This is a genomic window from Streptomyces sp. HM190 (genome assembly GCF_009857135.1).
Lineage (GTDB): Bacteria > Actinomycetota > Actinomycetes > Streptomycetales > Streptomycetaceae > Streptomyces > Streptomyces heilongjiangensis.
The window spans coordinates 2,772,905-2,797,531 of sequence record NZ_CP047318.1 but is presented as its reverse complement, the minus strand read 5'-3'; the positions used below and the strand labels follow the sequence as shown (position 1 = coordinate 2,797,531).

Below are 24,627 nucleotides of genomic sequence, written 5' to 3'. Positions count from 1 at the left end.
CACCACCCCCCATCGTCGAACACTCCACCCGTGTTACCTCAACCGAATTAACCCAACGGTGAAGGATCGATGGCGAGTCCTTGAGGCCGCCGCGGCCTGGGCGGACCGTCCCGCCGGACGATCAGCCCCGGAACGCCCCCGGGTGCGTCTGTTCGCGCACCGCCACGTACTGCTGGCGCACCGCCTGCCCCACGGCCAGTTCCTCGCCCGGCTCCAGGATCTGCGCGGTCGCCCCCGGCCACATCGGCGGCGTGCGCGGGTCGAGCGTGCCCTGGGACACCCCGAGCGCCCAGGCCGCCTGCCGCGCGGCGCCGACCGCCGCGTAGTCCGCGGGCTGCGGCACGACCACCTGCACCCCGAACAGCGCGGGCGCCGCCGCCTGCACCGCGGGCAGTCCAGCCGCCGCACCCAGCATGAAGATCCGCCGCACGTCGACGCCGCGCCCCCGCAGCACGTCGAGCGCGTCCGCGAGCCCGCACAGCATGCCCTCGAACGCGGCCCGCGCGAAGTGCTCCGGCCTCATCGACTCCCGCCGCAGCCCGGCCAGCGTCCCCGCCGTGTGCGGCAGGTTCGGCGTGCGCTCACCCTCCAGATACGGCAGCAGCACCAGCCCGTGCGACCCCGGTGTCGACTTCAGCGCCAGATCGGACAGCCCTTCCAGATCCGGCACCCCGAGCATCTCGGCGGCGCCGCGCAGCGCCCGTACCGCGTTGAGCGTGGTCACGACCGGCAGATGCATCCCCGTGGCGTCGGCCAGCGAGGTGATCATCCCCGAGGAGTCGACGAGCGCCTCGGTGTGCACGGCCATCACGGACCCGCTGGCGCCCAGCGACACCACCGCGTCACCGAGCCCGATGCCGAGGCCGAACGCCGCGGCCATGGTCTCGCCGGTGCCGGCGGAGATGAGGAGCCCCTCCGGCGTCGTACCGGCGGCGTCCGAGGGGCCCAGCACCTCGGGGAGCATGACCTGGTGGCCGAGCGCCATCTCGACGAGGTCGGTCCGGTACTGGCCGGTCGCCGCGTTCCAGTACCCGGTGCCGGAGGCGCCGCCCCGGTCGGTGGTCCGCCGCACGGGCCGCCCGAGCAGCTGCCAGACCAGCCAGTCGTGCGCCTGGAGCAGCACCGCCGTCCGCATGGCCGCGTCCGGCTCCGTACGGCTCATCCAGCGCAGCTTCGTCACCGGCTGCGCGGCCCCCGGCACGCACCCCACGGCCTCCGCCCACGCGCCGCGACCCCCGAGCGCGTCGATGAGGTCCGCCGCGGCGACCTGGGCACGCTTGTCACCGCCGACCATCGCCGGGCGCACGGCGTTGCCCTGCGCGTCCAGCGCGATCAGCCCGTTCTGCTGCGCCGACACCCCGATCGCCTGCACGCCCTCCAGCAGCCCGCCGCCGGCCGCCTCCCCCAGGGACAGCAGCCACGCCTGCGGATCGACGTCCGAGGGACGCCCCCCGTTCGGCGCGGGCTCCACCGGGTGTGGGGCATACCCCTGCCTGAGCATGGCCCCTGTGTCCGAGTCACAGACGACAATGCGCGTAAATTCGGGCGAACTATCAAGCCCGGCGACTATCCCCATGGCAGAAATTCTGCCGCACGGTCAGGGGTGTGGCGTGCCGCGGAACGAGGGCCGGGACCCGCCGGGGACAGGACCGGCGGCCCGACCGACAGCACGACCGGCCACGATGGGCCGGCGTCCGGCACACGAGCGGAACTCTCTTCGGCCCCGGCGTCCCGCCGGGGCCGGTCGGTGTCGCTGGGCCCCGGTGGGGCCCGGGTCTGTCGTCTGGATCATCCCGGCTTCGGGCTACGGCACTGACGCCTGTCGATGCGCGTGCCGAGCCCCGCGGCCCAGGGGTGGCCCGCACGGCGGACCCTAGTGCCGCGACGGGCAACGTTTGCGCCGTCGCCGGGCAAACGTTGCCTGCCGCGGCACTAGGGTGTGTGTCGAAAGTGGATCTTGAACGTGAGATGATCTTGCTTCGTGGCACGTGGAGATCTGACGGACGCGCAATGGGCGGTGCTGGAACCGCTGTTGCCGAAGGGCAAGAAGCCCGGACGGCCGCCGACGTGGGCCAGGCGGCAGCTGATCGACGGCATACGGTTCCGGGTCCGTACTGGCGTTCCGTGGCGGGACCTGCCCGCCGAGTACGGGCCGTGGGGCCGGGCGTACGACTTGTTCCGGCGGTGGCAGCGGGACGGCACCTGGCATCGGATCTTCACCGCGCTCCAGGCCCGGGCCGACGCGAAAGAGCTGATCACCTGGGACATCAACGTCGACTCCACGGTGTGTCGGGCCCACCAGCACGCCGCCGGGGCAAGGAAAAAGGGGAGCTGCAGAAGGAGCCGCCCGGCGGCGTCGGCGTCGAGCCCGACGACCACGGCCTCGGCCGCTCGCGCGGTGGCCTGACCACCAAGCTGCACCTGGCCGTCGAACAAGGCCAGAAGCCCATGTCCATCGTGATCACGGCCGGCCAGCGGGGCGACTCCCCGCAGTTCGAGCCTGTCCTGAACAAGATCCGCGTCCCGCGTCTTGGCCCAGGCAGGCCGCGCACCCGGCCCGATCGTGTGCGCGCCGACAAGGCGTACGCCTCCCGGAAGAACCGCGCTTACCTGCGGCAGCGCAGGATCCGCTGCACCATCCCGGACAAGGCCGACCAGGCCCGCAACCGCAAGAAACGCGGCTCGCGCGGCGGCCGACCGCCGAAGTTCGACCCGCAGGACTACAAGGCTCGGCACGCGGTCGAATGCGGCATCAACCGCCTCAAAAGGCACCGGGCCGTGGCCACGAGGTACGACAAGCTCGCGGTCCGCTACGAGGCGACCGTCCTCGTAGCGGCCATCAATGAATGGCTGTGACCAGCACATTCGATACACGCCCTAGGTGGCGCTGGTGCCCCAGTCGTCCGGTCGCGCGCCGTTCGCGTTGCGTTCCCGCAGCGAGCGGACCCGCCCGGCGACGGACTCCGGCACCCGGTCGCCGACCTTCTCACTGACCACGTGGTACGCCTTGCCGGCGAAGACGCGCCCCTGCTGGGCGGCCGACTCCGCGGTGTTGCGCACGGCCGGGTTCTGTGCGAACTGCCGGGCGGACTTCTTCAGCTGTTCGTAACGCTCGCGCCCGGCGCGTGTGCCCAGCACGTACCCCAGGGCCAGTCCGGCAACGAACGTGAGCCGATAGCGCATGGCGGCCACCCTTCCCTTACGTGTGCGTCGGTCCCTTGCGTTGCCCTGCGCGGGCGGCGGGCGCGGGGGGATACCGATTGGCGGAGCACCCCCCAGCTTGCGCTAATGTATGTGTCGCAGCGAGCGCACGCCCCCTGGCGGATACCCAGGTAGGTACGTTCGATGCAACGAGGCATTCCTCCGTAGCTCAATTGGCAGAGCAGCCGGCTGTTAACCGGCAGGTTACTGGTTCGAGTCCAGTCGGGGGAGCTCGGTCCTCCGTAGCTCAATTGGCAGAGCAGCCGGCTGTTAACCGGCAGGTTACTGGTTCGAGTCCAGTCGGGGGAGCAGCCTGAACGAGGGCCCCGCTGGGGTCCTTTTTCATGTCCGGGGGAACCGTGTGGTCCGCCTCGTGGTCTCCATGGTCAAGAAGCGCACGCGTGAAGTCGACCATCCGAAGCAGGAGATCGTATGAGCGGCTATGCTGCGGCAGACGGCGCGCACACATGTGCGCGACACACCGCACGGGGCGGTAGCTCAGCCGGTTAGAGCAGCGGACTCATAATCCGTCGGCCGTGGGTTCGAGTCCCACCCGCCCCACCAGTCGCAGGTGGATGCAGGACCGTTTCTACCTGCAGAAACGTGAGAGCGAGGGCCGCCACTCCAGAGTGGCGGCCCTCGTTCATTCGATCAGACCAAGATCCAGTGGACGCGTAGTGGACGCGGGGCGATCCAGTGGGCAGAGGGACCCTCACGCCGCCTTCCGACGCCCGTTCGGAGTCCGGCGAGCGGCCCGGGCCGCTGCGGGCGGCAGGCCTGTCGGCAGAGCCCAGCCGTCCAGGCCCGGGGCTTCGGAGCGGGCGATCGTGAAGCGTGTGAGCGAGAAGTCCGGCCGCTGCTCTTCCGGATACCGGTCGTTGAAGTTCTCCACTCGAACCAGCTCAAGATCGTTCGCGGTGCAGTGATCACGTATCCATTTCACGGCCGCGTTGGCCGCGTCGTCCTGGCTGCGGCCGGCCAGTGTGATCATGCCGAGAAGATCGGATTCCGGTTGGGCCTGAGCTCCCACAGCCCAGGTGGCACCTGACTGCCGCGCGCCGTGGGCGAAGAAGACGGCGATGTCGCCCTGCCAGGCCGTCTCGGGGATCGCCAGAGGCGTGCGCACCTCGAAGGGGACGTCGCGGGGGACGACGGCCATGACCGACTCGGCCTCGGCCCGCATCATCTCGGGCAGCACGCTGGTGTAGGTGTCGGAGGTGATCTGGCGCGAGGAGTGCCCCAGCTTCTCCTGGACCACCTTGATGTCGTTCCCAGCGAGCAGAGAGAGGGTGGCGGCGAGGTGACGCAGGTCGTGCAGACGGACCGGCGGCAGGCCGGACAGCTCCACGAGGCGGGTGAAGCGTCGGGATATCCAGTCGGGGTGCAGTGCCTCCCCGTTCTCGTGCGCCCATACGCGGCCGGTCTCGACGTAGGCGTCTCCCCACTCCTGGCGCTTCTGTTCCTGCTTCGCGCGGAAATTGACCAGGTTGTTGGCGGACTCCAGGCTCAGCGACAGGGTGCGGACGCTGTCGGCCTTCGGCGCTTCGCCGTACAGCTCGTAGGCGACCTCCACGATCTGCTGGGAGATCCGCAGCCAGAGGGCGTCTGTGCTGACCTCCGTCCACGGCAGCGCGGCCATCTCGCCGCGTCGGGGGCCGAGGAAGATGAAGCTGTGCCACAGCTCGTAGAGCCAGTCGCTCTTGACGAAGTCGAGGAACTGACCGGTCAGCTCCGGTGTCCAGACCATGACCGGGCCGGGCTTCTCGCCGGTGCGCTTCCAGTGCTCGACGCGCTCGGGCGTCCAGACGAGTGGCTTCGGCCGGGTGACCGGCGGTAGCTCCACGAGCTGCGCCCAGTTCCTGGCGAATGCCTGCTCGCGCTTGATCCCCCAGGAGAGCGCCGAGCTGAGGGTGTCGTTGATGCGATGCATGGTGGCGGCGGAGGTGACCTTCCGCAGCCCCTTCTTGCCCTCGCGGAGGGCCGCGTTCGCGTCGAGGAACGCTCGACGGGCGGCGCGGCGCTCCTCCTTCTTCCCGGCCGCCTTCACCCAGGCCCGGTGCGCGTCGTCGCGTTCCTTCTGGAGCTGATCGACGCGGAGACGGTGGAGGATGCGCTCGGCGTTCTCCTTCTCGATCGCGTCGTACATCCGGTCTAGGTGACTCACCTTGAGGTCACGGCGCTTGATGTGGCCGAGGTGAGGGACGAGGTAGTTGGTGATGTGCTCTTCGTAGCCGTGGCGAGTGGTGCGAGCGAGGGACTTCTTCGCCTTGATCCAGCGCAGGAAGAAGTCGCCGCACTTCTCGTCGGACAGCACGTCGGTGCCAGCGGTGGCGGCGTCGTACAGCTCCTTAGAACTCCTATCGGAATGCCCAACGTGGACTTGAGGTCCACGCCGGGGGCGTGGGCGAACGCGGTTGCTAGTGTCCGGGCGTGACCCTGACTGACCTCAACACCGGCTTCCGTGACGACGAGCAGCGGCGGCGCGTCCAGAGGGTCATTCATGACCGCCTCGCAGACGATCGTGACCCGCAGGAGTGCCGCTTCCTCATGCGGTTCTGGTGGCAGCTGGTCATGTCGTACCAAGAGGTGTCGATGGACGAGCTCAGCCGGAACGTCGGTAAGCCGAAGCTGGACGTGATCGAGGCGCTGATCAGCGCGATCAGGTCATCATGCCGAGGTCGACGCCTGGATCGCCGCTACACAGCGCGTCTTCCCGGTGATCCAGGATCGCGGCTTCAGGGCTGCCCAGGACACCGATAGTTAAAGAGGCCGGAGCTTCTTCAGCCGTCGCCAGCAGATGATGCTGCAAGCGAGGCTGAGGAAGGCTTCGTGGATGTCGTCGCGGATCTCCCAGCGGATCCGCAGGCGGCGGAACCAGTGCAGGTGGGCGAACGCGCGCTCCACGACCCATCGTTGTTTGCCGAGCCCGGAACCGTGTTCGGTGCCCCGTCGGGCGATCTGCGGCTTCACGCCGAGGTCCCAGACCAGACGGCGGTACTTGTCGTGGTCGTAGCCGCGGTCTCCGAGCACCACGTCTGGGCGGTGCCGGGGCCGGCCGCGCTTGCCCCGCACCGGTGGTACGGCCTCAAGCAGCGGGATCAGCTGGGTGACGTCGTTGCGATTGCCGCCGGTCAGGGTGGCGGCGAGTGGGATGCCGGTCGCGTCGGTGATCAGGTGGTGTTTGCTGCCCGTCCTGCCCCGGTCGACAGGGCTTCGTCCCGTCTTGGAGCCCCCTTTAACGCGCGGATGTGGGAGCCGTCGACCGCCGCGCGGGAGAAGTCCAGGGCGTTCGCGCTGCGGAGCTTGGCGAGAAGTACCTCGTGCAGCCGGGGCCAGACACCCGCCTTGGTCCATTCGGCCAGGCGGCGCCAGCACGTCATGCCGGAGCCGAAGCCGAGTTCCTGCGGAAGGTGTTCCCATGCGATCCCGGTGTGCAGCACGAACAAGATGCCCTGAAACACCAGCCGGTCCGGGTGCCGCTTGCGCCCCGGATGTCGAGCCCGACGCTCAACCCTGGGCAACAGCGGCTCGATCACCGCCCACAGGTCGTCATCGACTTCCCACGGCTTCGGCCGCGCCACCCCACACCTCCGGATCATCGGTCCCGGAGTGATCCAACCACCTCGAAGATCATTTCGTTAGGAGTTCTTAGCCTTCTTCTTCGCGTCGTCCTTGGTGGCGAAGCCGCCGCGGCGTACGCGCTGGCGCTTGCCTCCCTCGCCTGCTTCCAGCTCGAAGTAGAACGCCCAGGTCCCGTGTCCCTTCCCCAGCTTGGGGCATGTTGTGCCGATAGAGCCGATCTTGGGGTTGCCGTCGGCGTCGAGGACGGGCTTGCCGTCCTTGTCCTTGAGTGGCCCCTTGCACTGGCATCGCCGGTAGTAGCTCGGCGAGAACATCCGACCCCCTGCTATCAACTGGCTCGCTGCCGGTCGCCGTTGTACGCACGTGTCCGTACGTGTCTTGCTTGCTCTCTCTCGATCTTGCTGGGGCTGTCGGACACTGTTGTAAAGTCGCCTACAAGTTGGCGTGGGGGAGATTGCGACCAACGAAATGACTGCTCAGGAAGCGGGCGGGCAGGTTTCGGCCGGGGCGATGAGCCTGGAGGAGCTCCTGTCTCTTCCGGCCACGGTCAACGTGACAACTGCTGGGCGTGCCCTGGGGATCGGCCGTGACAAGGCGTACGAGCTGATCCGCAACGGGTCCTTCCCGGTCCGCACGCTCACGTTGGGTCGGACGGTACGTGTGCCGACGGCGGAACTGTGGAAGCTGCTCGGATTGGAGGAGCGGCGCGGAGGGTGATGAGTGATGCGTCGAGAGGTGTTCGGACGATTTAGCAAGATTGTGACCTATCTCCTGTAAAGTTTTACGAGTAGGGGGGTCGGTAGGAGGGGCGAGGAGATGCCAAGGCTGTACGGCTTCGACGACATGGCGTACCGGCGTGTGCGCGAGAGCGAGGCTGAGGGCATTCGGGCTGCCGCTTCTCGGCGGCTGCTCAAGCAGAGCTACCCCGCCATCTGCGAGTGGATGAACGCGGAGGGGTACCGCACCACGCGGGGCGGTCTCTTCAAGCCGGACGTCCTGGCGAACATCCTTGACCACCCGGCCATCGCCGGCCTGGCGGAGGACGAGAACGGGGAGTTGGTCGAGACCGGTGGCCCGGCGATCATTCCCCCCGAGGACTTCGTGGCCATCCGCGCGATGCGTCCCTCCAACAACCCGGACACCAAGCGGGCCGCGCAACGTGAGTACCTGATCTCTGGCCCCCTGGGTGTCTGCGGCCTGTGCGCGACCCCGCTCAGCGCCTCGCCCTCGAACAGCGGCACCCGCGGCCACCGCTGTGCTCCGAGTACCGCGCAGCATCCCGGCGGATGCGGCAAGGTCCGCATCAATGCTGACCTTCTAGAGACCTACGTGGCTGAGCACGTACTGGCCGAGCTGGCCAAGCCGGAGGTCAGTGCACTGATCGGGCAGGCACGCGACCAGTTGCTGGCCGAAGCCGCTGAACTGCGCAAGAAGGCGGCTGCCGCGCGGCGGCGGCAGAAGAAGCTGGGCGAGGAGTACGCGACCTCGTCGGGCATGTCGATGAAGGCATTCAAGGCGGCCGATAGGGAGCTTGCACAGCAGATCCGTGCGGACTCGGCACAGGCCCGCTTCCTTGAACAGGCCAAGCACGTCCCGGTCGGGGCTGTGCCGGACCTGGTTCGGTGGTGGAAGCACGCACCGCTGGTCGCGAAGAGGGGGGTCTTGGTCCTCATGCTGGAGCAAGTGGCTGTGTACCCGGCCGCGTCCAGGGGCTCGCGCACGGTGGACGCGGACCGGGTAGCACTGCACTGGCGCCAGTGGGGTGACGCCGAGTATGGCGAAAAGGTGGACGAGAAGTCCGCCTAGCCTCTGCTGCCCACGCGCCTGCGGCTGGCGTCCGCTCTGACGGTGGCCAGGGAGAGGCCGATAGTCACGCATCCGATGGCCAATCCTGCCAACGCGGGGCTGATCGCCTTCTCTACGGACAACGGCCATGCGTGGCCGGCGTGGACGGCAATGAGGTAGCTGCTCCGGCTCATGGCGTAGGCGAGTCCGAACGCTCCGCCTGCCGCGCAGATGCTCAGGCCGAGGGCGGAGGCATGGCCGCGCAGCCGCGTGCGGCGGGCAAGGAGTGCGGAGATGGTGCTCACCTCCAACGCGGCAGCTGCGGAGAAGGCCATATAGGTGAGCAGATACACGGTGACCTGGTGGTCACGCGCGTAGACCGTGGACAGGTCGACGTGTGCCGTGTCTATGCGATGGAACTCCCACAGGAGAAGCACGATGACGGCGCATGTGGCCGCCACGCGCTTCGTGACACTGGCGTTGACGCGCTCCCTCGGGTGCCGCCAGTCCACCACCATGACCTGGAGTCCGGCGCCGAAGACGACCGCCGCGAGGTCCGATGCCAGCGTGGCCAACTCATTGCACTTGGCCACCTGATCGACTGCGTCGGCAACGGGTGGGGATTGCAAGAAGCGAGCCAATGAAAGCACTCAGGGAGGCGATGGCCCGCGCTCGCCGGGCCAGGCGGTACTCGGGCCTATGCCGACGCTGGAGGGTGGTGTACAGGCACAGCGCGCTCGTGAGCGCCGTGAGCAGGGCACAGGCGCTGAAGATTGGGCCGTCCAACGGGTCAACGTCCTTCCAGATCGGCCGCTGCCCTCTCAGCGGCTTCGTCCCAGCTCAGGTGGCGCCGCGGTCGCCCCTCGCGGGGCTGGTCGACGCCGGGGGGAGGTGGGGGGATCGCTGGGACGTCGTTGGACAGCCCTCGTCGACCACGGATCTCCCGGAGCCTTATGTTGTGATTTCAAGAATGTCCTGCACCTCAAGGCCCTGCATTAAACGCAGAGTCTCACGAGCTTCGGGGCGCTCCCGGTACACGGTGAGCGCAGTCAGGTCGTCCCACTCTGCCCCTGGCAGCAGGAACGCCGCCGGGGCGTCAAGCGCCCCAGCAAGAGCGGCAATTGTAGACGACGTCGGGTTGCTGCTCGTGCCGTTCAGTAGGCTGTTCACCTGACCATGGGACAGAACTGGTTTGCGGCGCCCAGGGGTTGACGTTGCTTGTGCAACGTCGCGGGCGCTAGGAGTGAACCCGTCCGGGTCTCGTCGCAGGCGCAGCAGGGCGAGCAACTTCGCGCTCAGGCTACTGGGTTCGAGCCCGTCAGAGGTGTCTTCCATGCCCCGCCAACTCTGCTGTGTCGTATGCTCACCGGCAGGTGACTGGCCGGTAAAGAGCGTCCCACCTCTTACAGTACCTTGCAGGTCGAACGGTTTATAAGGTCTATCGGACAGTTCCCGGGGAGTGTCGACGTGTGTGCGGCGGGCGCCGCGACGCTCCGGGCGTCTGCTCGGCGGCAGGCGTTTAGAGGGGGAGTTGCACAGGGCGGGCGGTGGCGGCGCGCTTGCCGTTCACGGGAGGAATCGCATGTCCGGGATAGACGAGCGGCGGGTCGCTGCGCTGGCGAAGATGCCCCCGAGGATCCTGCGAGGGCAAGGCGGGGCCAAGGCTCTGGAAGAAGCGCGCAAGCTCGTGGAGTGCGTAGCCCTGATGCATCGGGAGAAGCCCAGTACCAACCCTCAGGAGGGCGGTCACGCTTGAACCGTCGCGGCATCGCCGCGATTGAGCAAGAGATAGGTGACATTGTTGAGAGCCTGAGGTAAGTTCTAAGAACTCCTATCGGAATGCCCAACGTGGACTTGAGGTCCACGCCGGGGGCGTGGGCGAACGCGGTTGCTAGTGTCCGGGCGTGACCCTGACTGACCTCAACACCGGCTTCCGTGACGACGAGCAGCGGCGGCGCGTCCAGAGGGTCATTCATGACCGCCTCGCAGACGATCGTGACCCGCAGGAGTGCCGCTTCCTCATGCGGTTCTGGTGGCAGCTGGTCATGTCGTACCAAGAGGTGTCGATGGACGAGCTCAGCCGGAACGTCGGTAAGCCGAAGCTGGACGTGATCGAGGCGCTGATCAGCGCGATCAGGTCATCATGCCGAGGTCGACGCCTGGATCGCCGCTACACAGCGCGTCTTCCCGGTGATCCAGGATCGCGGCTTCAGGGCTGCCCAGGACACCGATAGTTAAAGAGGCCGGAGCTTCTTCAGCCGTCGCCAGCAGATGATGCTGCAAGCGAGGCTGAGGAAGGCTTCGTGGATGTCGTCGCGGATCTCCCAGCGGATCCGCAGGCGGCGGAACCAGTGCAGGTGGGCGAACGCGCGCTCCACGACCCATCGTTGTTTGCCGAGCCCGGAACCGTGTTCGGTGCCCCGTCGGGCGATCTGCGGCTTCACGCCGAGGTCCCAGACCAGACGGCGGTACTTGTCGTGGTCGTAGCCGCGGTCTCCGAGCACCACGTCTGGGCGGTGCCGGGGCCGGCCGCGCTTGCCCCGCACCGGTGGTACGGCCTCAAGCAGCGGGATCAGCTGGGTGACGTCGTTGCGATTGCCGCCGGTCAGGGTGGCGGCGAGTGGGATGCCGGTCGTGTCGGTGATCAGGTGGTGTTTGCTGCCCGTCCTGCCCCGGTCGACAGGGCTTCGTCCCGTCTTGGAGCCCCCTTTAACGCGCGGATGTGGGAGCCGTCGACCGCCGCGCGGGAGAAGTCCAGGGCGTTCGCGCTGCGGAGCTTGGCGAGAAGTACCTCGTGCAGCCGGGGCCAGACACCCGCCTTGGTCCATTCGGCCAGGCGGCGCCAGCACGTCATGCCGGAGCCGAAGCCGAGTTCCTGCGGAAGGTGTTCCCATGCGATCCCGGTGTGCAGCACGAACAAGATGCCCTGAAACACCAGCCGGTCCGGGTGCCGCTTGCGCCCCGGATGTCGAGCCCGACGCTCAACCCTGGGCAACAGCGGCTCGATCACCGCCCACAGGTCGTCATCGACTTCCCACGGCTTCGGCCGCGCCACCCCACACCTCCGGATCATCGGTCCCGGAGTGATCCAACCACCTCGAAGATCATTTCGTTAGGAGTTCTAAGAACTCCTATCGGAATGCCCAACGTGGACTTGAGGTCCACGCCGGGGGCGTGGGCGAACGCGGTTGCTAGTGTCCGGGCGTGACCCTGACTGACCTCAACACCGGCTTCCGTGACGACGAGCAGCGGCGGCGCGTCCAGAGGGTCATTCATGACCGCCTCGCAGACGATCGTGACCCGCAGGAGTGCCGCTTCCTCATGCGGTTCTGGTGGCAGCTGGTCATGTCGTACCAAGAGGTGTCGATGGACGAGCTCAGCCGGAACGTCGGTAAGCCGAAGCTGGACGTGATCGAGGCGCTGATCAGCGCGATCAGGTCATCATGCCGAGGTCGACGCCTGGATCGCCGCTACACAGCGCGTCTTCCCGGTGATCCAGGATCGCGGCTTCAGGGCTGCCCAGGACACCGATAGTTAAAGAGGCCGGAGCTTCTTCAGCCGTCGCCAGCAGATGATGCTGCAAGCGAGGCTGAGGAAGGCTTCGTGGATGTCGTCGCGGATCTCCCAGCGGATCCGCAGGCGGCGGAACCAGTGCAGGTGGGCGAACGCGCGCTCCACGACCCATCGTTGTTTGCCGAGCCCGGAACCGTGTTCGGTGCCCCGTCGGGCGATCTGCGGCTTCACGCCGAGGTCCCAGACCAGACGGCGGTACTTGTCGTGGTCGTAGCCGCGGTCTCCGAGCACCACGTCTGGGCGGTGCCGGGGCCGGCCGCGCTTGCCCCGCACCGGTGGTACGGCCTCAAGCAGCGGGATCAGCTGGGTGACGTCGTTGCGATTGCCGCCGGTCAGGGTGGCGGCGAGTGGGATGCCGGTCGCGTCGGTGATCAGGTGGTGTTTGCTGCCCGTCCTGCCCCGGTCGACAGGGCTTCGTCCCGTCTTGGAGCCCCCTTTAACGCGCGGATGTGGGAGCCGTCGACCGCCGCGCGGGAGAAGTCCAGGGCGTTCGCGCTGCGGAGCTTGGCGAGAAGTACCTCGTGCAGCCGGGGCCAGACACCCGCCTTGGTCCATTCGGCCAGGCGGCGCCAGCACGTCATGCCGGAGCCGAAGCCGAGTTCCTGCGGAAGGTGTTCCCATGCGATCCCGGTGTGCAGCACGAACAAGATGCCCTGAAACACCAGCCGGTCCGGGTGCCGCTTGCGCCCCGGATGTCGAGCCCGACGCTCAACCCTGGGCAACAGCGGCTCGATCACCGCCCACAGGTCGTCATCGACTTCCCACGGCTTCGGCCGCGCCACCCCACACCTCCGGATCATCGGTCCCGGAGTGATCCAACCACCTCGAAGATCATTTCGTTAGGAGTTCTAAGGCGTCGAGGCGGGTACAGCAGCCGCAGGAACCCGCACGGCAACGTCGCGCAAGCGGCGTCCTTCCCTGCTCCTCGCCGGGCGGCCGACCCCCCCGCGCCCCGCCTGGCGAGGAGTCGGCCGTCCGGTGCGGTCGTCGGGGTGCGTGACGGGAGCCAGCCCGCCATTGACCGCTCGGTCGTGGCGGGCTCTCTCGTATCCACACCCGAATGGAATCTAGAAAAACGGGGGTGTTTCCTTTTTGAATTCCCTTGAATTAAAAGGCTTTCCCACTTGCCTTGGCGGTATCTGCCATTAAGATATAAGTGTAAGAACAAAGGGAAGCACCCTCTAAAGAGAATTCAGAAAGGCGTGGGAAATGGCCGACACTGGCAAGGTCGCTTTCATTAACATCAAGATCAGCGAGATCGCCCCCAACCCGGAGCAGCCCCGCAAGTTCTTCTCCGAGGAGGCGCAGCAGGAACTGACCGCCAGCATCAAGGAGAACGGCCTCCTCCAGCCGGTCGTCGTCCGGCCGGTCGAGGGCGCCAAGGTTCCCTACATGCTGATCGCGGGCGAGCGCCGCTGGCGGTCTTGCAAGGCGGCCGGCCTGGAGGTCATCCCGGCCAAGGTGGTCGAGGGCGCCTCAGAGGAGGAGGCGTACGTCCTCAGCATCGCGGAAAACGTGAACCGCGCCGACATGACCATCATGGAAGAGGCCGGCGCGTACGCCGACCTCAAGGCCGCCGGTTGGACCCCGGCGAAGATTGCCAAGCAGTTCGGCAAGACGGAAACCCACATCACCTGGCGGCTCGGTCTGCTCACCCTGCGCCCCGAGGTCGCGGAAATGGTCGACAACGGCCAGATCAAGAACAACCTGGCCTGGCACATCGCCCAGCTCACCCCGGCCAACCAGATGGTGGCCGCCATGCGGTACGTGCGTGGCGACTTCGACAGCGAGGCTGAGGCGCAGCACTTCGCGAATGGCCTCAAGCTGATGGAGCAGCAGACCTCCCTGACCAACGAGAAGGCTCCGACGACCGAGGAGCAGGAGACGCGAAAGAAGGCCAAGGCCAAGGCGAAGGACGGGCTCGGCAAGGCTGAGGAAGTCCTGATCCCGCTGCTGGAGGAGCTGGCCGAGAAGAAGCCGGAGGACCTGGCGGTCATCCTCGGTGACGACCTCAGTCGCCACGTGCGCGTCGTCGGCCGCCTGTACGCCAAGGTGCAGATGGTGCGGAACCTGCTGAGCAAGGCCCAGGGCATCCAGCGGGCCATGGAAGCGGAGTTCAACAAGGCCGCGGTCGAGGTCCAGCAGGAGGCTGCCAATGAGAAGGCGGCGCCGAAACCGCTGGCGCCGAAGAGCAAGGCGCGGACCGCGGCCACGGCCACGGCAACCAAGGCTCCGGCCAGGAAGTCCCCCGTGAAGAAGGCCGAGCCTGCGGCTGCGGCCGAAGAGAAGGTGGCGGCTCCGGCCGGTAAGTAGGAGCAGGCGAGGGGCCCGACGGCTGCCGGTCCTCTTCACTCCCGAGAAGTCAACGCCCGGAAGGTTCCGGGCGTTGACGCGTGATGTGCAACCCAGGAAAGGAAGTAGCTTGCTAACGCTCTTCACGAACCGGTACCAGCAATTCCAGCCGACACAGGGCGTGCCTGTCCGCATAACGTTGGGGGCCCCGCGGTTCAAGCTTCGATACACCCTCGCACACTCGGTGCGTGAACTCGCGCCGCAGAGGGAGTACTTCAGCAAATCGCTGCCGGAGTTCACGACGGCATACAGGGCCGATCTCGACCAATGCGGGGTTCAGCGCATCGCGGAACGACTCAAGCAGATCGCCGAGATCGAGAGGGACCACCGGCTGGTCCTGCTTTGTTTTGAGGACCTGTCCGATCCGGCACAGTGGTGTCACCGGAGGGTCTTCGCCGCTTGGTGGAAGGAAATGACCGGTGACACCGTCCGCGAGTTGGGGCCCATGGCTGGCCGCTATGAGCAGGGCACGTTGATGTGACGCCGTAGGTAAGTGGTAGGCGCTGCCTCGCCGAGCGGTGTTAGGCGAGTCTGTGCCCAGGGGCTCCGGCGTGCCATTGGTTGGAGCCCCTGCGGTCATAGCCGGCAGTGCCGATCCGTCCCTGGGCGCGTTCAGCGGCGGATGCCAGCGGCCCTCCGGAACGCCGAGTTTCTCTCCTTTTGTTCTTTGGTCGTGTTGTGTTCTCCCGTGAGCGTTCGGGACACGACCCTCGCTGTTTCGCGTAGCGGCTGCACCGCGTGGCCCAGTGTGGCCGCGGTGTCCACGTCAGTGCAGTCGTGGACGAGAGGCGCGAAGTCCTGCACGAATGTCTCTGGAACGCTATCGGGGTGCTGTTCCGCCAGCGCCCGGATCACATGGGCCGCCCGGTGCAGGCCATCCCGGCCTTCGGAGGCTGCGCTGAGTGCCGTGGACCACGCGGCCGTTGGATCGGGGATGCCTGCCACAGCCTTCTCGGCGGGGCCGGGCTGCCAGGCGGGAGCGTGTAGAAGCTCTTCGATGAACTGATTCACGGCGTCTGATGCCTCGGGGGCGTCGCGCAGGAGCTGTAGAAGATTCTCAAGATCCTCACCTGCACGCTGCAAGGCACCGAACAGCAGGGACATGGGACTCTCGGCTGCTTGTACGGCCAGCTCTGGGCAGCGCCCTCGCTCGGCCGCCAGGAGTTGGGCGCGCTGATCTTCGTTCAAGGCGGCCCAGAGCCTCGGGGCGGACTCCCACGGAGCGTCGGCCGAAACGTCGAGGAGATGGTTCAGCAGCAGCGCCGGAAGGTACTGAGCAGCCGCGTGAGGAGGCATCAGTTCGGGGCGGCCTGCGGCGCTAAGGACAAGATCGCGTTCGGCCGTGGCAAGAGCGTCCCAGTGTTGCCCGATCCAGGCCAGCCACTGGTCATTGACGGCGGGCTGGTCCGCATAGCGGGCGGCGAAGGCCATGGCAGGTCCGGCTTGGGCCGAGCTGATCCACTGCTGCACTCTTGTGAGCGCCTGAGGCAGGTGTTGGTCCCGCACGGTGGGGATCGCGAAGAGCTGGTGCAGAAGCGAGGTCAGCAGGAGCGCATGTGGCGTGGCCTGGTTCGGGATGGCATTGATGACCTGCATGGCGAGGGTCGGTGCGTGAGCCGAGCCCTGCTGGGTGGTCAGCAGATAAGGGAGACTCTCGTGGGCGAAGTCCCCCGCGGGGGCTTCCGCCTCCAGGCCGGCGGTGAGGCTAGCGATCACCTGCGTGGTGGCCTCGGCCGTAGCCGCTTCCTCGCTGTCCTTCGTAGCGTGGAGGAAGTTGATCAGGGTGGTACGCAGTGCGGCATCGATGGTGGGGGCAGCATCGCGCTGGGGGGTGAGTTTGGCTGCCAACGCCGCCGCGTAACGGGCAACGTCGGGTTCGGGAAGAATCGGCACAAGGTCGGCCGAAGCCTCGGCGAGCGCCATACTCGTATCGGCGGTATCGGCAAGCGCGTCGATCGTCAGGTCGATGGCGGTGCGATTGGAAGTGGCCAGCCAGTGCGGCAACCAGGCACGCAGCAAATCGGCGGCCTTCCCGGCCTCAGCGTCGTCTTGCTCCTCTCGCAGGCCCAAGGCCACCCGGTCGGCCAAGCGGACGGCAAGAGTCGAAGGCGAAAGGAGCTCCTGACCGGCCCCCTCGTCGTTCCCCCATTCGTCAGCGGGAATCTCCACGTGGTGAAGCAGTTCCAGCGCAACCTGCCGCATCTGTGACTCGTCCCCGAGACAATCCAGCAGGCCAAGGATGACGAGGCGGCCCCAACGGTGGCGGGAGGCGCCCGTCAGGATGACGGCACTGAGAAGTTGTTGCCTTTCCGGACTTGAGGACTGCGTTTCTGCTGGTGGGGCATAGGTCGGCGGTCTCTTGGGAGTAGTGGCGTGTCGTGTTGTCGCTGCCCGGGAGGTCGTGGATGCCGTCGGTTGTTGGACTGCTGGAACAGTACGAGCTCGCTGCTCGCCGTCGCGTCGACGGGCTGCGGGAGGAGGCCGACCGAATCCAGGCCGAGTTGGCCGCGGCCGAGCAGGAGTGGCAGGAGTGGGTGATCGCCCGCAGGCGAGTCGGTGACGTGCTGACTCCGGACACCGGCACCGCGGCCGTGGAGGTCGTCCAGGAAACGCGGGACACGGATGCGCAGGCGGTCGTCCGGGACGCGGCGAAGCCGAAGTCGCAGGTGCCCGTGTGGCGTGAAGGTCTGGCCTGGTCGGTGTTGTCGGCGGACTACCAGCGCATTCTGCAGGTGGCAGCCGACCGGGCCCGGCTCGGGCAGGGGCCGGTGACCTGCCAGGAGATGGCCGCCGCCTTCGGCATGGACGTGGTGCCGGCAAGGGTGGAGGCGCTCCGGTCGAAGGCGAAACGCCTGGTCGCGCGCGGCTGGCTGGCCGAGCCGGCCGCGGGCCGGTTCACGCCCGCCCGCGGTGTGGCCGGGCCAGGCGGCGGCTCATGACCATGGTCATCGACCAGTAGATGACCGCCTCGGCACTGGCGGTGCGGCGCTCGTAGTCGCGGGCCAGGCGGCGGCTGCGCATGAGATGGGCGAAAAGACGCTCGACGATCCACCGCTTGGGCAGCACCACGAAGCCGCGCATGTCATCGCTGCGTTTGACGATCACCAGCACCAGCGCGAAGGCGGCCAGGCAGTGCTCGACGAGGCTGCCGGTATAGCCGCCGTCGGCCCAGACGAGGGCGAGGCGGTGGTGCACGGCGGCCACCTGGGCCAGCAGGACCTGCGCGGCGGTGCGGTCGCCGACATCCGCAGCCGTGACCATCACACCCAGCAGCAGGCCGAGGGTATCGACCACGACGTGCCGCTTGCGCCCGTTGATCTGCTTGCCGCCGTCGTAGCCACGGCTGTCGGCACCGACGACGGCGTCCGCCTTGATGGACTGCGAGTCGATGACCCCGGCCGTCGGCTCCGTATCCCTGCCCAGCTTCTCGCGAACCCTGGCGCGCAGCCGGTCGTGGAACTCGCTGACCAGGCCATGGTCGCGCCAGCGGCGGAAGAAGGCGTAAATCCGGTCCCACGGCGGGAAGTCGACCGGCATCGCCCGCCACTTGATTCCGTTGTCCACGAGATAGCGGATCGCGTCCAGCATCGCACGGTGGCAATACCCCTCCGGCCGGCCGCCCCGCCCGCGCATCCAGCCCGGCACCGGCAGCAGTGACCGGACCTCGGCCCACTCCGCGTCCGTCATGTCCGTCGGGTACCGGCGCTGCCGTTCGGGCTGGTCGGCCGCGTTGCCGTACACGTGCGCGAGGCAATCACACGATGGAGCAGCCGAGTTGGACTGCCCTGCCATCGACACGGAAGACTGCGGCACCGGGGCCTCCTGCTGCTCTATGGATTCGACACCCACGAGCTGTTCAGGAGGCCCCGTCCTCATGCCCCGGCCACGGCCAGATCACCCGACCGGGAAACCGCGTTCGACCGCCACCGCTCAAGATCGAAAAGACAACACTCTCTCAGGCCGTACCAGTCCCGGGGCGAGGTGGGAACGGCCGAGCCGACTGTCACCAGGACTCCGCAGCCGAAGTGATAAGCGGTCGCTGCCAGATGAACGAATGCCGACTTGCCGGTCTCGACGCGGGCCTGTGCCAGCGCGGTGTCCTGCAACCGCTGCCGCGCGGCCGGAGCTAGCGTCTGCTGCCACGCGTTGACAAAGGAGGCGTTGGCCTCGGGGAACCGACGAGCGGCGTACTCAATCCGCTGAGTGCGCCAACGCTCCCTGCCAACACGCTCCTCCTCGGCATGGGCTGCGGCCTGCGCGATCGCCTCCGAGGTTGCCCACAGCCATCGCCAAACGCCAGTGCTCCCCACGCTCACTGGACCTGCGGGGGCCTAGGGCAGCAGGGTGGCGTTGAGAATACTGACGACTACCCCTCCCAAAGGGACCTCACGGTCGCGTTCCCAGTGTCCGTGCCGACCAGCCGGACACGTACGGTGGCCGTGGCTGCAGGTGCATTCCTCGGTGACGAACCGTGCCGGTCCGGCCTCCACTGCATAGTCCCCGACGTTTGCGGGTCTCACGAGCAGCGACGGAGCGGTTCCCAGCCAATTCCTGGATCGGTCGGACACCCAGCAGACCCGAATGCCGTCGGCAGCGTAGCGAGCGGTGCGCTCATCTATGTCTGCGCTGGTGGCCGCGGATAGCTGAGCCTCCCACGCCCAGCGTTTGGCACGATCGGGACTGACCGACAACACATCGGCACGCCACTTACCCCCAGGGCCAGATGCCTCCACCGACGCGTGATGCCCGGCACTGCGAACTGCGGTGGCCAGCGCCAGCTTCAGTCGATGGTGTGCCACCGACTCACCCGCCAGTGCACACTGACGTGACGCCCCGGCATCATGGGCGAAGAACCGCACGCCGCCAGGGGAGAGCTTGGCGTGGACGCGGTGATGGCAGGCCGGACATAACAGGACCGGTCGAGGCCGCACCCGATGCACGGCCGCCCAGTCCCGCCCACACCCCAGATCTGATTGTGTTGCGTCCAGGATCCCGAGGTCGGGATCAATGGCGGTAAGACTCATGTCTATCTCCCCGTCCCACAATCATAAGAACGCGGTTGTCGGGGTGAAGAGCGCCGTGGGTCGAGATCAGCGGCGCTGTTCGTCGATCAGATGAAGGTACCTGTCGTATTGGGTGTCAGCGACCGTGCGGTTGCGGATGAGGCTTCCTTCTTCCATTCGGTAGGTGCGGTCGGGGTCGCCTGCGAAGGACAGCCAGTTGAAGGAGGTGGTCACCCAGACGTTGTCGTAGACGAGGACCTTGGCATGGGTGCTTTTCAGGCGGGTGAAGGTGAACTTGTCGGGGTAGCGCGCGGCGAGATTGGTCAGTCTGCGGACGGCGTCGGGGTCGGTCTTGCGGTCGTTGTCCTCGTAGCCGTAGGCGATGTCTACCTTCACACCTCGGGTGAGGCGGGCTTCGAGCCGGCTGATGAACTCGGTGGTGACGATGGCCTTCTTGATCCACGGAGAGATGAGCAGCAGCCGGCGGCGGGCGTGGGTGAGCGCGTCTTCGAGGATCTCGGGGTGCTCGAAGACCCCGATGGCGCGGATTTCGTCCGTCTGCGGCTGGGGTTCGGCCGGGGCCTTCGGGGTGGGGGTCTGGGCCCCGAGCTGGAAGGCGGCCTGTTCGGCGCGGTGCTGGGTGACCTCGGCCAGAGGTACACGGGCCTTTTCCAGCTCGGAGTCCAGGACGGGCCGCTTGGCTGGTGGTTCGACAGTGATGCCGAGGGCCTTGGCCCCGCCGAGACCGATCAGGGCGAGCTCGTGGGGGTGGCTGAGTTCCCCGTCGACGACGACGCCTAGCTGGATGTCGGTGCGGTCCGTGTCGGCGTAGACGAGGAGTTTGACCGGCAGGACGCGGCGGGATGGGGACTGTTGGACGCTCTTGACCTGGAGCACCTCACGGTCGGTGGTGCCGTTGTCGCGCAGTAGCGCCGTGATGGCAGCGGCGGTGACGTCGGAGTCCTCGACCGGTCCGGAGCGAGCCACTGGCAACATGACCATGCCGGCCTGCTCAGCCTGGCCGCGGGGGATGGTGGTGTTGCGGTTGTAGGGGGCTATCTTCCACAGCATCTGGTCGTAGACCAGTGGCTGGTTGACGCGGACCGGGACGTTTTGCGCCGCCTCGCGGGCGGTGATCCGGCCCTTGTCGGTCAGTTGCAGGCCGCGTACGGCGGAGTCGTCGCCGGAGCCTGGGCGTGACCAGCGCAGGTCGTCAGAGCTGAAGAGAGCGGCGACGGTCTGGTCGACCATGCGCTCGGGAAGGCCGAGCATGCCGGCGATGCTGTGCCCTCGGGTCACCTGGTGGTCGACTAGCCGTAGGACGAACTCGTCCATCAGAGGGAGGCTCTTGCTGTCCTGTGCGAGGACCTCGGCAGTGATCTGGGCGACCGGCAGCGCGGCGTCGACGATGGTGATCAGATCGAGGCCTGGGCGTGCGTTGTGAAAGCGGACGGCCAGGAGGCTGTTCGGGCTAAAGGTAGGCATCGCGGATCTCGCAGTCTTCCGGGTGGCCGCTCATGTAGTCGAGGACGGTGCGCAGGGCTCCGGGTTTGCTCCGGCAGAACCCGGCGTCACCGATGACGATCAGGCCGAAGCGGGCGCGGCTGAGGGCGACGTTGATACGGCGCCAGTAGGGCTCGCCGAGGAACCCGAAGTGGCCGCGGGTGTTGCTGCGGGTGACGCTGAACACGGCGAGGTCGCATTCGCGGCCCTGGACGGCGTCGACGGACAGCACTTCGGGCGCGATGTGCTTGAGGCGCGACTTGAGGAAGGCCAGTTCCCGGGTGAGTTCGTCGACTTGGCGGCCGTAGGGGGCGATCACCAGGACGTCGAGGGGCCGCCCGTCTGGGACTTGGATGGCGTCCTTCTCGATGGCCTGGTCGATGACCTTCAGCCGGTTCATCGCGAGTTTGGCCTCAAGCCGGTTCGAGATGCTGGTCTCGGTGCCGGTGCGGTCGGATTCGCGTCGGCTCTCCAGGGCGCTGGTGTCCAGCCACAGGACGGGCTTGTTGATCCCGTCATAGCCGGCTAGCGCGTGGTCGTTAGGAGAGATCAGCTTCCCGCCGTAGAAGCAGCTGCTGATCATATTGCCGATTGCGGGGGTCATCCGATACTGCTCGCGCAACAGGTGCTTGACCGGGGCGTCAGTGCAGTTGGCGAAGTACTGGAACAGGGTGGTCTTCACCAATTCAGGGATGAGCTGGTGGTCGGCCATGATCTGCTCGTTGCGCAGCAGGTCCTCGTCGATGGGCGGCAGCTGGTTAGTATCGCCGACCAGGACCCACCTCTTGGCCCGGGCCAGCGGGACCAGGGACTCGGTCGCAGTGGCCTTCGACGCCTCGTCGAAGATGCACAGGTCGAATTCCAGATCCCTGACCGCCCGGTGGCCGAGGAATCCGATCGCGGTGCCTCCGACGACCTGCCGGGTGCGCAGGAAAGCGGTGATCAGGTCCTGGTCCGTACCGATGCGCTGGAGCCACTCGCCCTGCAGACGCAGCAGGTCCATCAGCTTCCGGCCAGATCCGGAGGGGCCGAGAAGGACAGCCACCGCGTCGCGTGCGTCGGAGGCGCTGAGGTCTTCCCGCAGGGTCAGATCGCCCGTGAGCGTGGCTTGGATCTGTGTAAAGAGCTCGGCGCGCTGGCCGAGCAGCTGCTCCTGGCGGGCACGGGCGGTGACGATTTCCTCGCCCAGTTCCCGGGCCGAACTGGTGCGTTCGGGTGCGGGCCGGGTCGACAGTTCTTCTAGGCGGGCCGTCACGTGGGCGAGGTCCGCGGCCACGGCGGCGAGTTCTTCCAGGAGCAGGGCAGCCCGGAGGTGGTGTGCTTCCAGACCGCTGCTGGCGGCCACCTCGTCAAGGTACTTCTCCGCCCGTGCGCGCACGCTCTGGGTCCACTTCTTAACCTGCCGGTCCAAGAGCAGAGGCTGGGCACTGGCCGCAACCCGAGGATCATCCGCGCGGCCCAAGCGCACCAGGCCGGTAACCCCGGCGTTCTCCAGCCGTGCCAGGGCGTTGTCGATGGCGATGTGGGTCTGGCTGACGATGAGGATCCGCGCGTGGGGGTTGCGTTTGAGGGTCTGCTCGACGATCTCGGCGATCACGGTGGTCTTGCCCGTGCCAGGCGGCCCCTCGACGAGCAGGAGGTCCTGGTTGCCCAGCGCGTGCGTGACCACGTCCCGCTTGCTCTTATCCAGGTCGGCACGGACCCAGCTGGTGACGTCCGTGGGCGGGCCGACGGGGATGGTTGCCGGGTTGTCGATGTACTGCCGCAGCAGCGGGTTGGCGCTCTGGCCGGCGGCGACGGCGCTGAGCGCATCGCGCTGCCGGTTGATGGCGCCCTGGCTCTGGCCGATCGACGGCAGCAGTACGCCCCGGGAGGGCAAGACTGCTTTGGGGCGCGTCATCCGCAGCACGAGGGTTCCGTCGGTCAGGTTGGTCACCTCACCACGGTCCAGGGGACGGCTATAGGGGTATTCCGCGACTGACCACTCTTCCCCTATCTCCGACGTGCCCCCGGCATCGGTGAGGTGGAAGACGCGGGTCTGGCCACCGCCCTCTATCCGTTCGTAGGCGATGGGCTTTCGGCCTTCGGCCGCGGCTTCCTCGCGGGCTTCGAGCACCCGACGCCAGCCCTCAAACAGATCCCCCAGGCTGTGGATCTTGTCTGCCTTCTCCTGGGCCTCGCGCTCGTCCAGGTGCTCATTCAGTTTTTCCAGCAGAAGGTCGAGCCCGTCGTAGGCGGGATCCTCTCCGGGGTCGTCGAAGGTCCAGTTGAGAACAGGGCCGAGCTTGAGTGCCGACTCGCGGCGTCGGGCCATCCACTCCTCCGGCCGCTCCTCCGCAGAGACAACAGCGGAGCGGTCCCTGGGGTTGTCCCGGTCGCTCTTCAAACGCAGGAACAGGGTGCGGCCAAACACCCGGATCGTTTCCGTGTCCGCCTCGCGGGCCTGGGCGTTGTAGCCGTAGTCGACGTGGAGCGTGCCGGAGATGTCGGCCAGCACCTTGGCCTTCGCAGCCTCCCAGTCGGGTTCCTGACCGGGGGGTTGCCCGGTCAGGGCCGCCGCCGCGGGGCGGGTCATCTTCAGCCAGACGGCGTTGCGGCGGCGTCCGTCGCGGTCGTCGTGGACCTGTTGCGCGGCTCGGAGCTTCGCCTCCAGGACGCTGGCGTTCGCGGGCCTGTTCTGCGGGTCGTAGTCGATGCAGGACGTCAGGATCCCACGGACGTCCGGTTCGAGGACAAGCTCGTCCAGGACGGCTTGAAGGTCGGCGTAGTCTCGCGCCTTGTTCCGGGATAGGACTTGGATGGCCAGGACCGCAAATGCGTAGACGTCACGGACATACGGAATCGCGTCGCTCAGGTCCGGCGGCGCGTACAAGCTGGAGCGGAAGTCGGCCACCGTCTCGTCGGTCACGACCGTGGCCTTGGACAGGATCTTGGCGATGCCGAAGTCCGCGAGCTTGACCGTACCGTCGCCGGTCAGCAGCACATTCGCCGGCTTCAGGTCCCGGTGCTCGATCTGCTTCTCGTGCGCGTAGGCCAGCGCGGACACCAAGGGGCCGCCGATCCGGGTGAAGTAGGCCGGCCAGTCCAGGGGACGGCCCTGTGCCATCTCCTCCTTGAGGCTGCGGTCGATCCACTCCAGGGCGATGAAGTACCGCTCCAACTCGGCGTCCCACCCGGAGTCGAGCATCCGCACGATGTTCGGGTGATCCAGCGCCTTCAGTGCCGAGGTCTCCCGCTCCAGGAATATCTCGCTGATCGAATCTTCACGTTGCTTGAGCAGTTTGACGGCCACATAGTCGCCACCCGTGCTCACCATGTCGACGGCCTTGCGGACCTCGGACAGACCACCCACACGTGCTTCCTGAGGAAGCAGCGCGAACCGGCCCTTGATCGTCTTCCCCACCCATTGCTCCCTGCTCAGGCACGCCGCTCGTGTCCCCGCCCTGAGCGCCTATCCTGCCAGCCGATCACGCCGCCAATCAGCGGTTTGATCTGAGAAAACCCGTCTGCCTGAACTGACGTTGAGAGCCGCTGCTCGGCCTGCTGCAGCCCAGCATCGTTCGGCAGCTTGCAAGCAGATGCCCTGGCCTATCAGAACAGCCGCTACCTGGCGATCTTCACTCGATGG

At 67.2% G+C, this 24,627-nt stretch carries 24 protein-coding genes and 3 tRNA genes; 12 read left to right on the top strand and 15 right to left on the bottom strand.

Going from position 1 to position 24,627, the window contains the following annotated elements; all coding sequences use genetic code 11:
- Window positions 1–121 precede the first annotated feature (121 nt).
- Window positions 122–1,576, bottom strand: coding sequence for an FGGY family carbohydrate kinase (locus GSY65_RS11665; RefSeq protein ID WP_159767268.1), 1,455 nt, complete (start codon window positions 1,574–1,576; stop codon window positions 122–124).
- 405 nt (window positions 1,577–1,981) lie between these two features.
- Here GSY65_RS11665 and GSY65_RS11660 point away from each other — a divergent pair.
- Window positions 1,982–2,856 (top strand): IS5 family transposase gene (locus GSY65_RS11660; protein ID WP_443043178.1). Its coding sequence is split into 2 segments (ribosomal slippage): window positions 1,982–2,371 and window positions 2,374–2,856, totalling 873 coding nucleotides; the frame shifts between segments, so codons are not numbered across the junction.
- Window positions 2,857–2,877: 21 nt separating this feature from the next.
- Here GSY65_RS11660 and GSY65_RS11655 read toward each other — a convergent pair.
- Window positions 2,878–3,183, bottom strand: a complete 306-nt coding sequence (locus GSY65_RS11655) for a YtxH domain-containing protein (RefSeq protein ID WP_159767267.1) — start codon at window positions 3,181–3,183, stop codon at window positions 2,878–2,880.
- A 176-nt stretch (window positions 3,184–3,359) separates the two neighbouring features.
- On the opposite strand from GSY65_RS11655, the gene GSY65_RS11650 reads away from it, so the two are divergent.
- The 3 genes from GSY65_RS11650 to GSY65_RS11640 all read left to right on the top strand — a co-directional run bounded on the left by GSY65_RS11650 (window position 3,360) and on the right by GSY65_RS11640 (window position 3,765).
- Window positions 3,360–3,432 (top strand) — tRNA-Asn (locus GSY65_RS11650).
- A gap of 5 nt (window positions 3,433–3,437) precedes the next feature.
- Window positions 3,438–3,510 (top strand) — tRNA-Asn (locus tag GSY65_RS11645).
- A gap of 178 nt (window positions 3,511–3,688) precedes the next feature.
- Window positions 3,689–3,765, top strand: a tRNA-Ile gene (locus GSY65_RS11640).
- Between the two features lie 148 nt (window positions 3,766–3,913).
- Here the strand turns inward: GSY65_RS11640 and GSY65_RS11635 are convergent.
- Entirely contained in the window at window positions 3,914–5,515 is a 1,602-nt protein-coding gene (locus tag GSY65_RS11635) for a tyrosine-type recombinase/integrase (RefSeq protein WP_159767266.1), read from the bottom strand.
- A gap of 116 nt (window positions 5,516–5,631) precedes the next feature.
- On the opposite strand from GSY65_RS11635, the gene GSY65_RS11630 reads away from it, so the two are divergent.
- Window positions 5,632–5,961 (top strand): hypothetical protein, encoded by a 330-nt coding sequence (locus GSY65_RS11630; RefSeq protein ID WP_159767260.1) that lies wholly within the window; start codon window positions 5,632–5,634, stop codon window positions 5,959–5,961.
- On the opposite strand, the gene GSY65_RS11625 is transcribed toward GSY65_RS11630, so the two are convergent.
- Window positions 5,962–6,800, bottom strand: a protein-coding gene (locus tag GSY65_RS11625; RefSeq protein ID WP_236579749.1) for an IS5 family transposase whose coding sequence is annotated in 2 segments (ribosomal slippage) — window positions 5,962–6,437 and window positions 6,437–6,800 — 840 coding nt in all. Because the reading frame shifts where the segments join, the coding sequence is not laid out codon by codon here. It abuts the gene before it with no gap.
- A gap of 39 nt (window positions 6,801–6,839) precedes the next feature.
- On the bottom strand, window positions 6,840–7,097 hold the full coding sequence (locus GSY65_RS11620; RefSeq protein ID WP_159767265.1) for a hypothetical protein: 258 nt from the start codon (window positions 7,095–7,097) through the stop codon (window positions 6,840–6,842).
- Between the two features lie 130 nt (window positions 7,098–7,227).
- On the opposite strand from GSY65_RS11620, the gene GSY65_RS11615 reads away from it, so the two are divergent.
- Both GSY65_RS11615 and GSY65_RS11610 read left to right on the top strand, forming a co-directional pair.
- Window positions 7,228–7,500 carry a DNA-binding protein gene (locus tag GSY65_RS11615; protein WP_328707489.1) on the top strand — a complete coding sequence of 91 codons (273 nt, stop codon included), beginning with the start codon at window positions 7,228–7,230 and terminating at the stop codon, window positions 7,498–7,500.
- Window positions 7,501–7,599: 99 nt separating this feature from the next.
- Entirely contained in the window at window positions 7,600–8,589 is a 990-nt protein-coding gene (locus GSY65_RS11610; RefSeq protein WP_159767264.1) for a recombinase family protein, read from the top strand.
- Here GSY65_RS11610 and GSY65_RS11605 read toward each other — a convergent pair.
- Together GSY65_RS11605 and GSY65_RS11600 are read right to left on the bottom strand one after the other, a co-directional pair.
- The gene (locus GSY65_RS11605) at window positions 8,586–9,218 is read right to left on the bottom strand and encodes a hypothetical protein (protein WP_236579751.1); all 633 of its coding nucleotides are present in this window, start codon (window positions 9,216–9,218) and stop codon (window positions 8,586–8,588) included. The genes GSY65_RS11610 and GSY65_RS11605 overlap by 4 nt on opposite strands.
- A 301-nt stretch (window positions 9,219–9,519) precedes the next feature.
- Complete coding sequence (locus GSY65_RS11600) at window positions 9,520–9,903, bottom strand: hypothetical protein (protein ID WP_159767262.1); 384 nt, start codon at window positions 9,901–9,903, stop codon at window positions 9,520–9,522.
- A 569-nt stretch (window positions 9,904–10,472) separates the two neighbouring features.
- Here GSY65_RS11600 and GSY65_RS11595 point away from each other — a divergent pair.
- Window positions 10,473–10,802, top strand: a complete 330-nt coding sequence (locus GSY65_RS11595) for a hypothetical protein (RefSeq protein WP_159767260.1) — start codon at window positions 10,473–10,475, stop codon at window positions 10,800–10,802.
- Here the strand turns inward: GSY65_RS11595 and GSY65_RS11590 are convergent.
- A protein-coding gene (locus tag GSY65_RS11590) for an IS5 family transposase (RefSeq protein ID WP_236579750.1) occupies window positions 10,803–11,641 on the bottom strand; the annotation gives its coding sequence in 2 pieces (ribosomal slippage) (window positions 10,803–11,278 and window positions 11,278–11,641; 840 coding nt in all).
- A gap of 131 nt (window positions 11,642–11,772) precedes the next feature.
- On the opposite strand from GSY65_RS11590, the gene GSY65_RS11585 reads away from it, so the two are divergent.
- Complete coding sequence (locus tag GSY65_RS11585; RefSeq protein WP_159767260.1) at window positions 11,773–12,102, top strand: hypothetical protein; 330 nt, start codon at window positions 11,773–11,775, stop codon at window positions 12,100–12,102.
- Here GSY65_RS11585 and GSY65_RS11580 read toward each other — a convergent pair.
- A protein-coding gene (locus GSY65_RS11580) for an IS5 family transposase (RefSeq protein WP_236579749.1) occupies window positions 12,103–12,941 on the bottom strand; the annotation gives its coding sequence in 2 pieces (ribosomal slippage) (window positions 12,103–12,578 and window positions 12,578–12,941; 840 coding nt in all).
- A 409-nt stretch (window positions 12,942–13,350) separates the two neighbouring features.
- On the opposite strand from GSY65_RS11580, the gene GSY65_RS11575 reads away from it, so the two are divergent.
- Window positions 13,351–14,454 (top strand): ParB/RepB/Spo0J family partition protein, encoded by a 1,104-nt coding sequence (locus GSY65_RS11575; RefSeq protein ID WP_159767258.1) that lies wholly within the window; start codon window positions 13,351–13,353, stop codon window positions 14,452–14,454.
- An 85-nt stretch (window positions 14,455–14,539) separates the two neighbouring features.
- Window positions 14,540–14,974: a DUF488 family protein gene (locus GSY65_RS11570; protein WP_328707529.1), complete on the top strand. Its 435-nt coding sequence runs from the start codon at window positions 14,540–14,542 to the stop codon at window positions 14,972–14,974.
- Between the two features lie 131 nt (window positions 14,975–15,105).
- Here GSY65_RS11570 and GSY65_RS11565 read toward each other — a convergent pair whose 3' ends face one another.
- Window positions 15,106–16,695 (bottom strand): hypothetical protein, encoded by a 1,590-nt coding sequence (locus GSY65_RS11565; protein ID WP_159767256.1) that lies wholly within the window; start codon window positions 16,693–16,695, stop codon window positions 15,106–15,108.
- A gap of 203 nt (window positions 16,696–16,898) precedes the next feature.
- Here GSY65_RS11565 and GSY65_RS11560 point away from each other — a divergent pair, with 203 nt between their 5' ends.
- Window positions 16,899–17,432 (top strand): hypothetical protein, encoded by a 534-nt coding sequence (locus GSY65_RS11560; protein WP_159767255.1) that lies wholly within the window; start codon window positions 16,899–16,901, stop codon window positions 17,430–17,432.
- Here GSY65_RS11560 and GSY65_RS11555 read toward each other — a convergent pair.
- The 5 genes from GSY65_RS11555 to GSY65_RS11535 form a co-directional block, all read right to left on the bottom strand.
- Complete coding sequence (locus tag GSY65_RS11555) at window positions 17,389–18,180, bottom strand: IS5 family transposase (RefSeq protein ID WP_236580197.1); 792 nt, start codon at window positions 18,178–18,180, stop codon at window positions 17,389–17,391. The two genes, GSY65_RS11560 and GSY65_RS11555, sit on opposite strands and share 44 nt — an antisense overlap.
- A 185-nt stretch (window positions 18,181–18,365) precedes the next feature.
- On the bottom strand, window positions 18,366–18,803 hold the full coding sequence (locus GSY65_RS11550) for a hypothetical protein (RefSeq protein WP_159767254.1): 438 nt from the start codon (window positions 18,801–18,803) through the stop codon (window positions 18,366–18,368).
- Between the two features lie 21 nt (window positions 18,804–18,824).
- Window positions 18,825–19,517, bottom strand: coding sequence for a competence protein CoiA family protein (locus tag GSY65_RS34675; RefSeq protein WP_159767253.1), 693 nt, complete (start codon window positions 19,515–19,517; stop codon window positions 18,825–18,827).
- Between the two features lie 66 nt (window positions 19,518–19,583).
- A complete protein-coding gene (locus GSY65_RS11540) occupies window positions 19,584–20,981 on the bottom strand; it encodes a hypothetical protein (RefSeq protein WP_159767252.1) in 1,398 nt (465 codons plus the stop codon).
- A complete protein-coding gene (locus GSY65_RS11535; protein WP_236579748.1) occupies window positions 20,968–24,402 on the bottom strand; it encodes a serine/threonine-protein kinase in 3,435 nt (1,144 codons plus the stop codon). The genes GSY65_RS11540 and GSY65_RS11535 overlap by 14 nt, the downstream gene beginning before the upstream one ends.
- Between the last annotated feature and the right edge of the window lie 225 nt (window positions 24,403–24,627).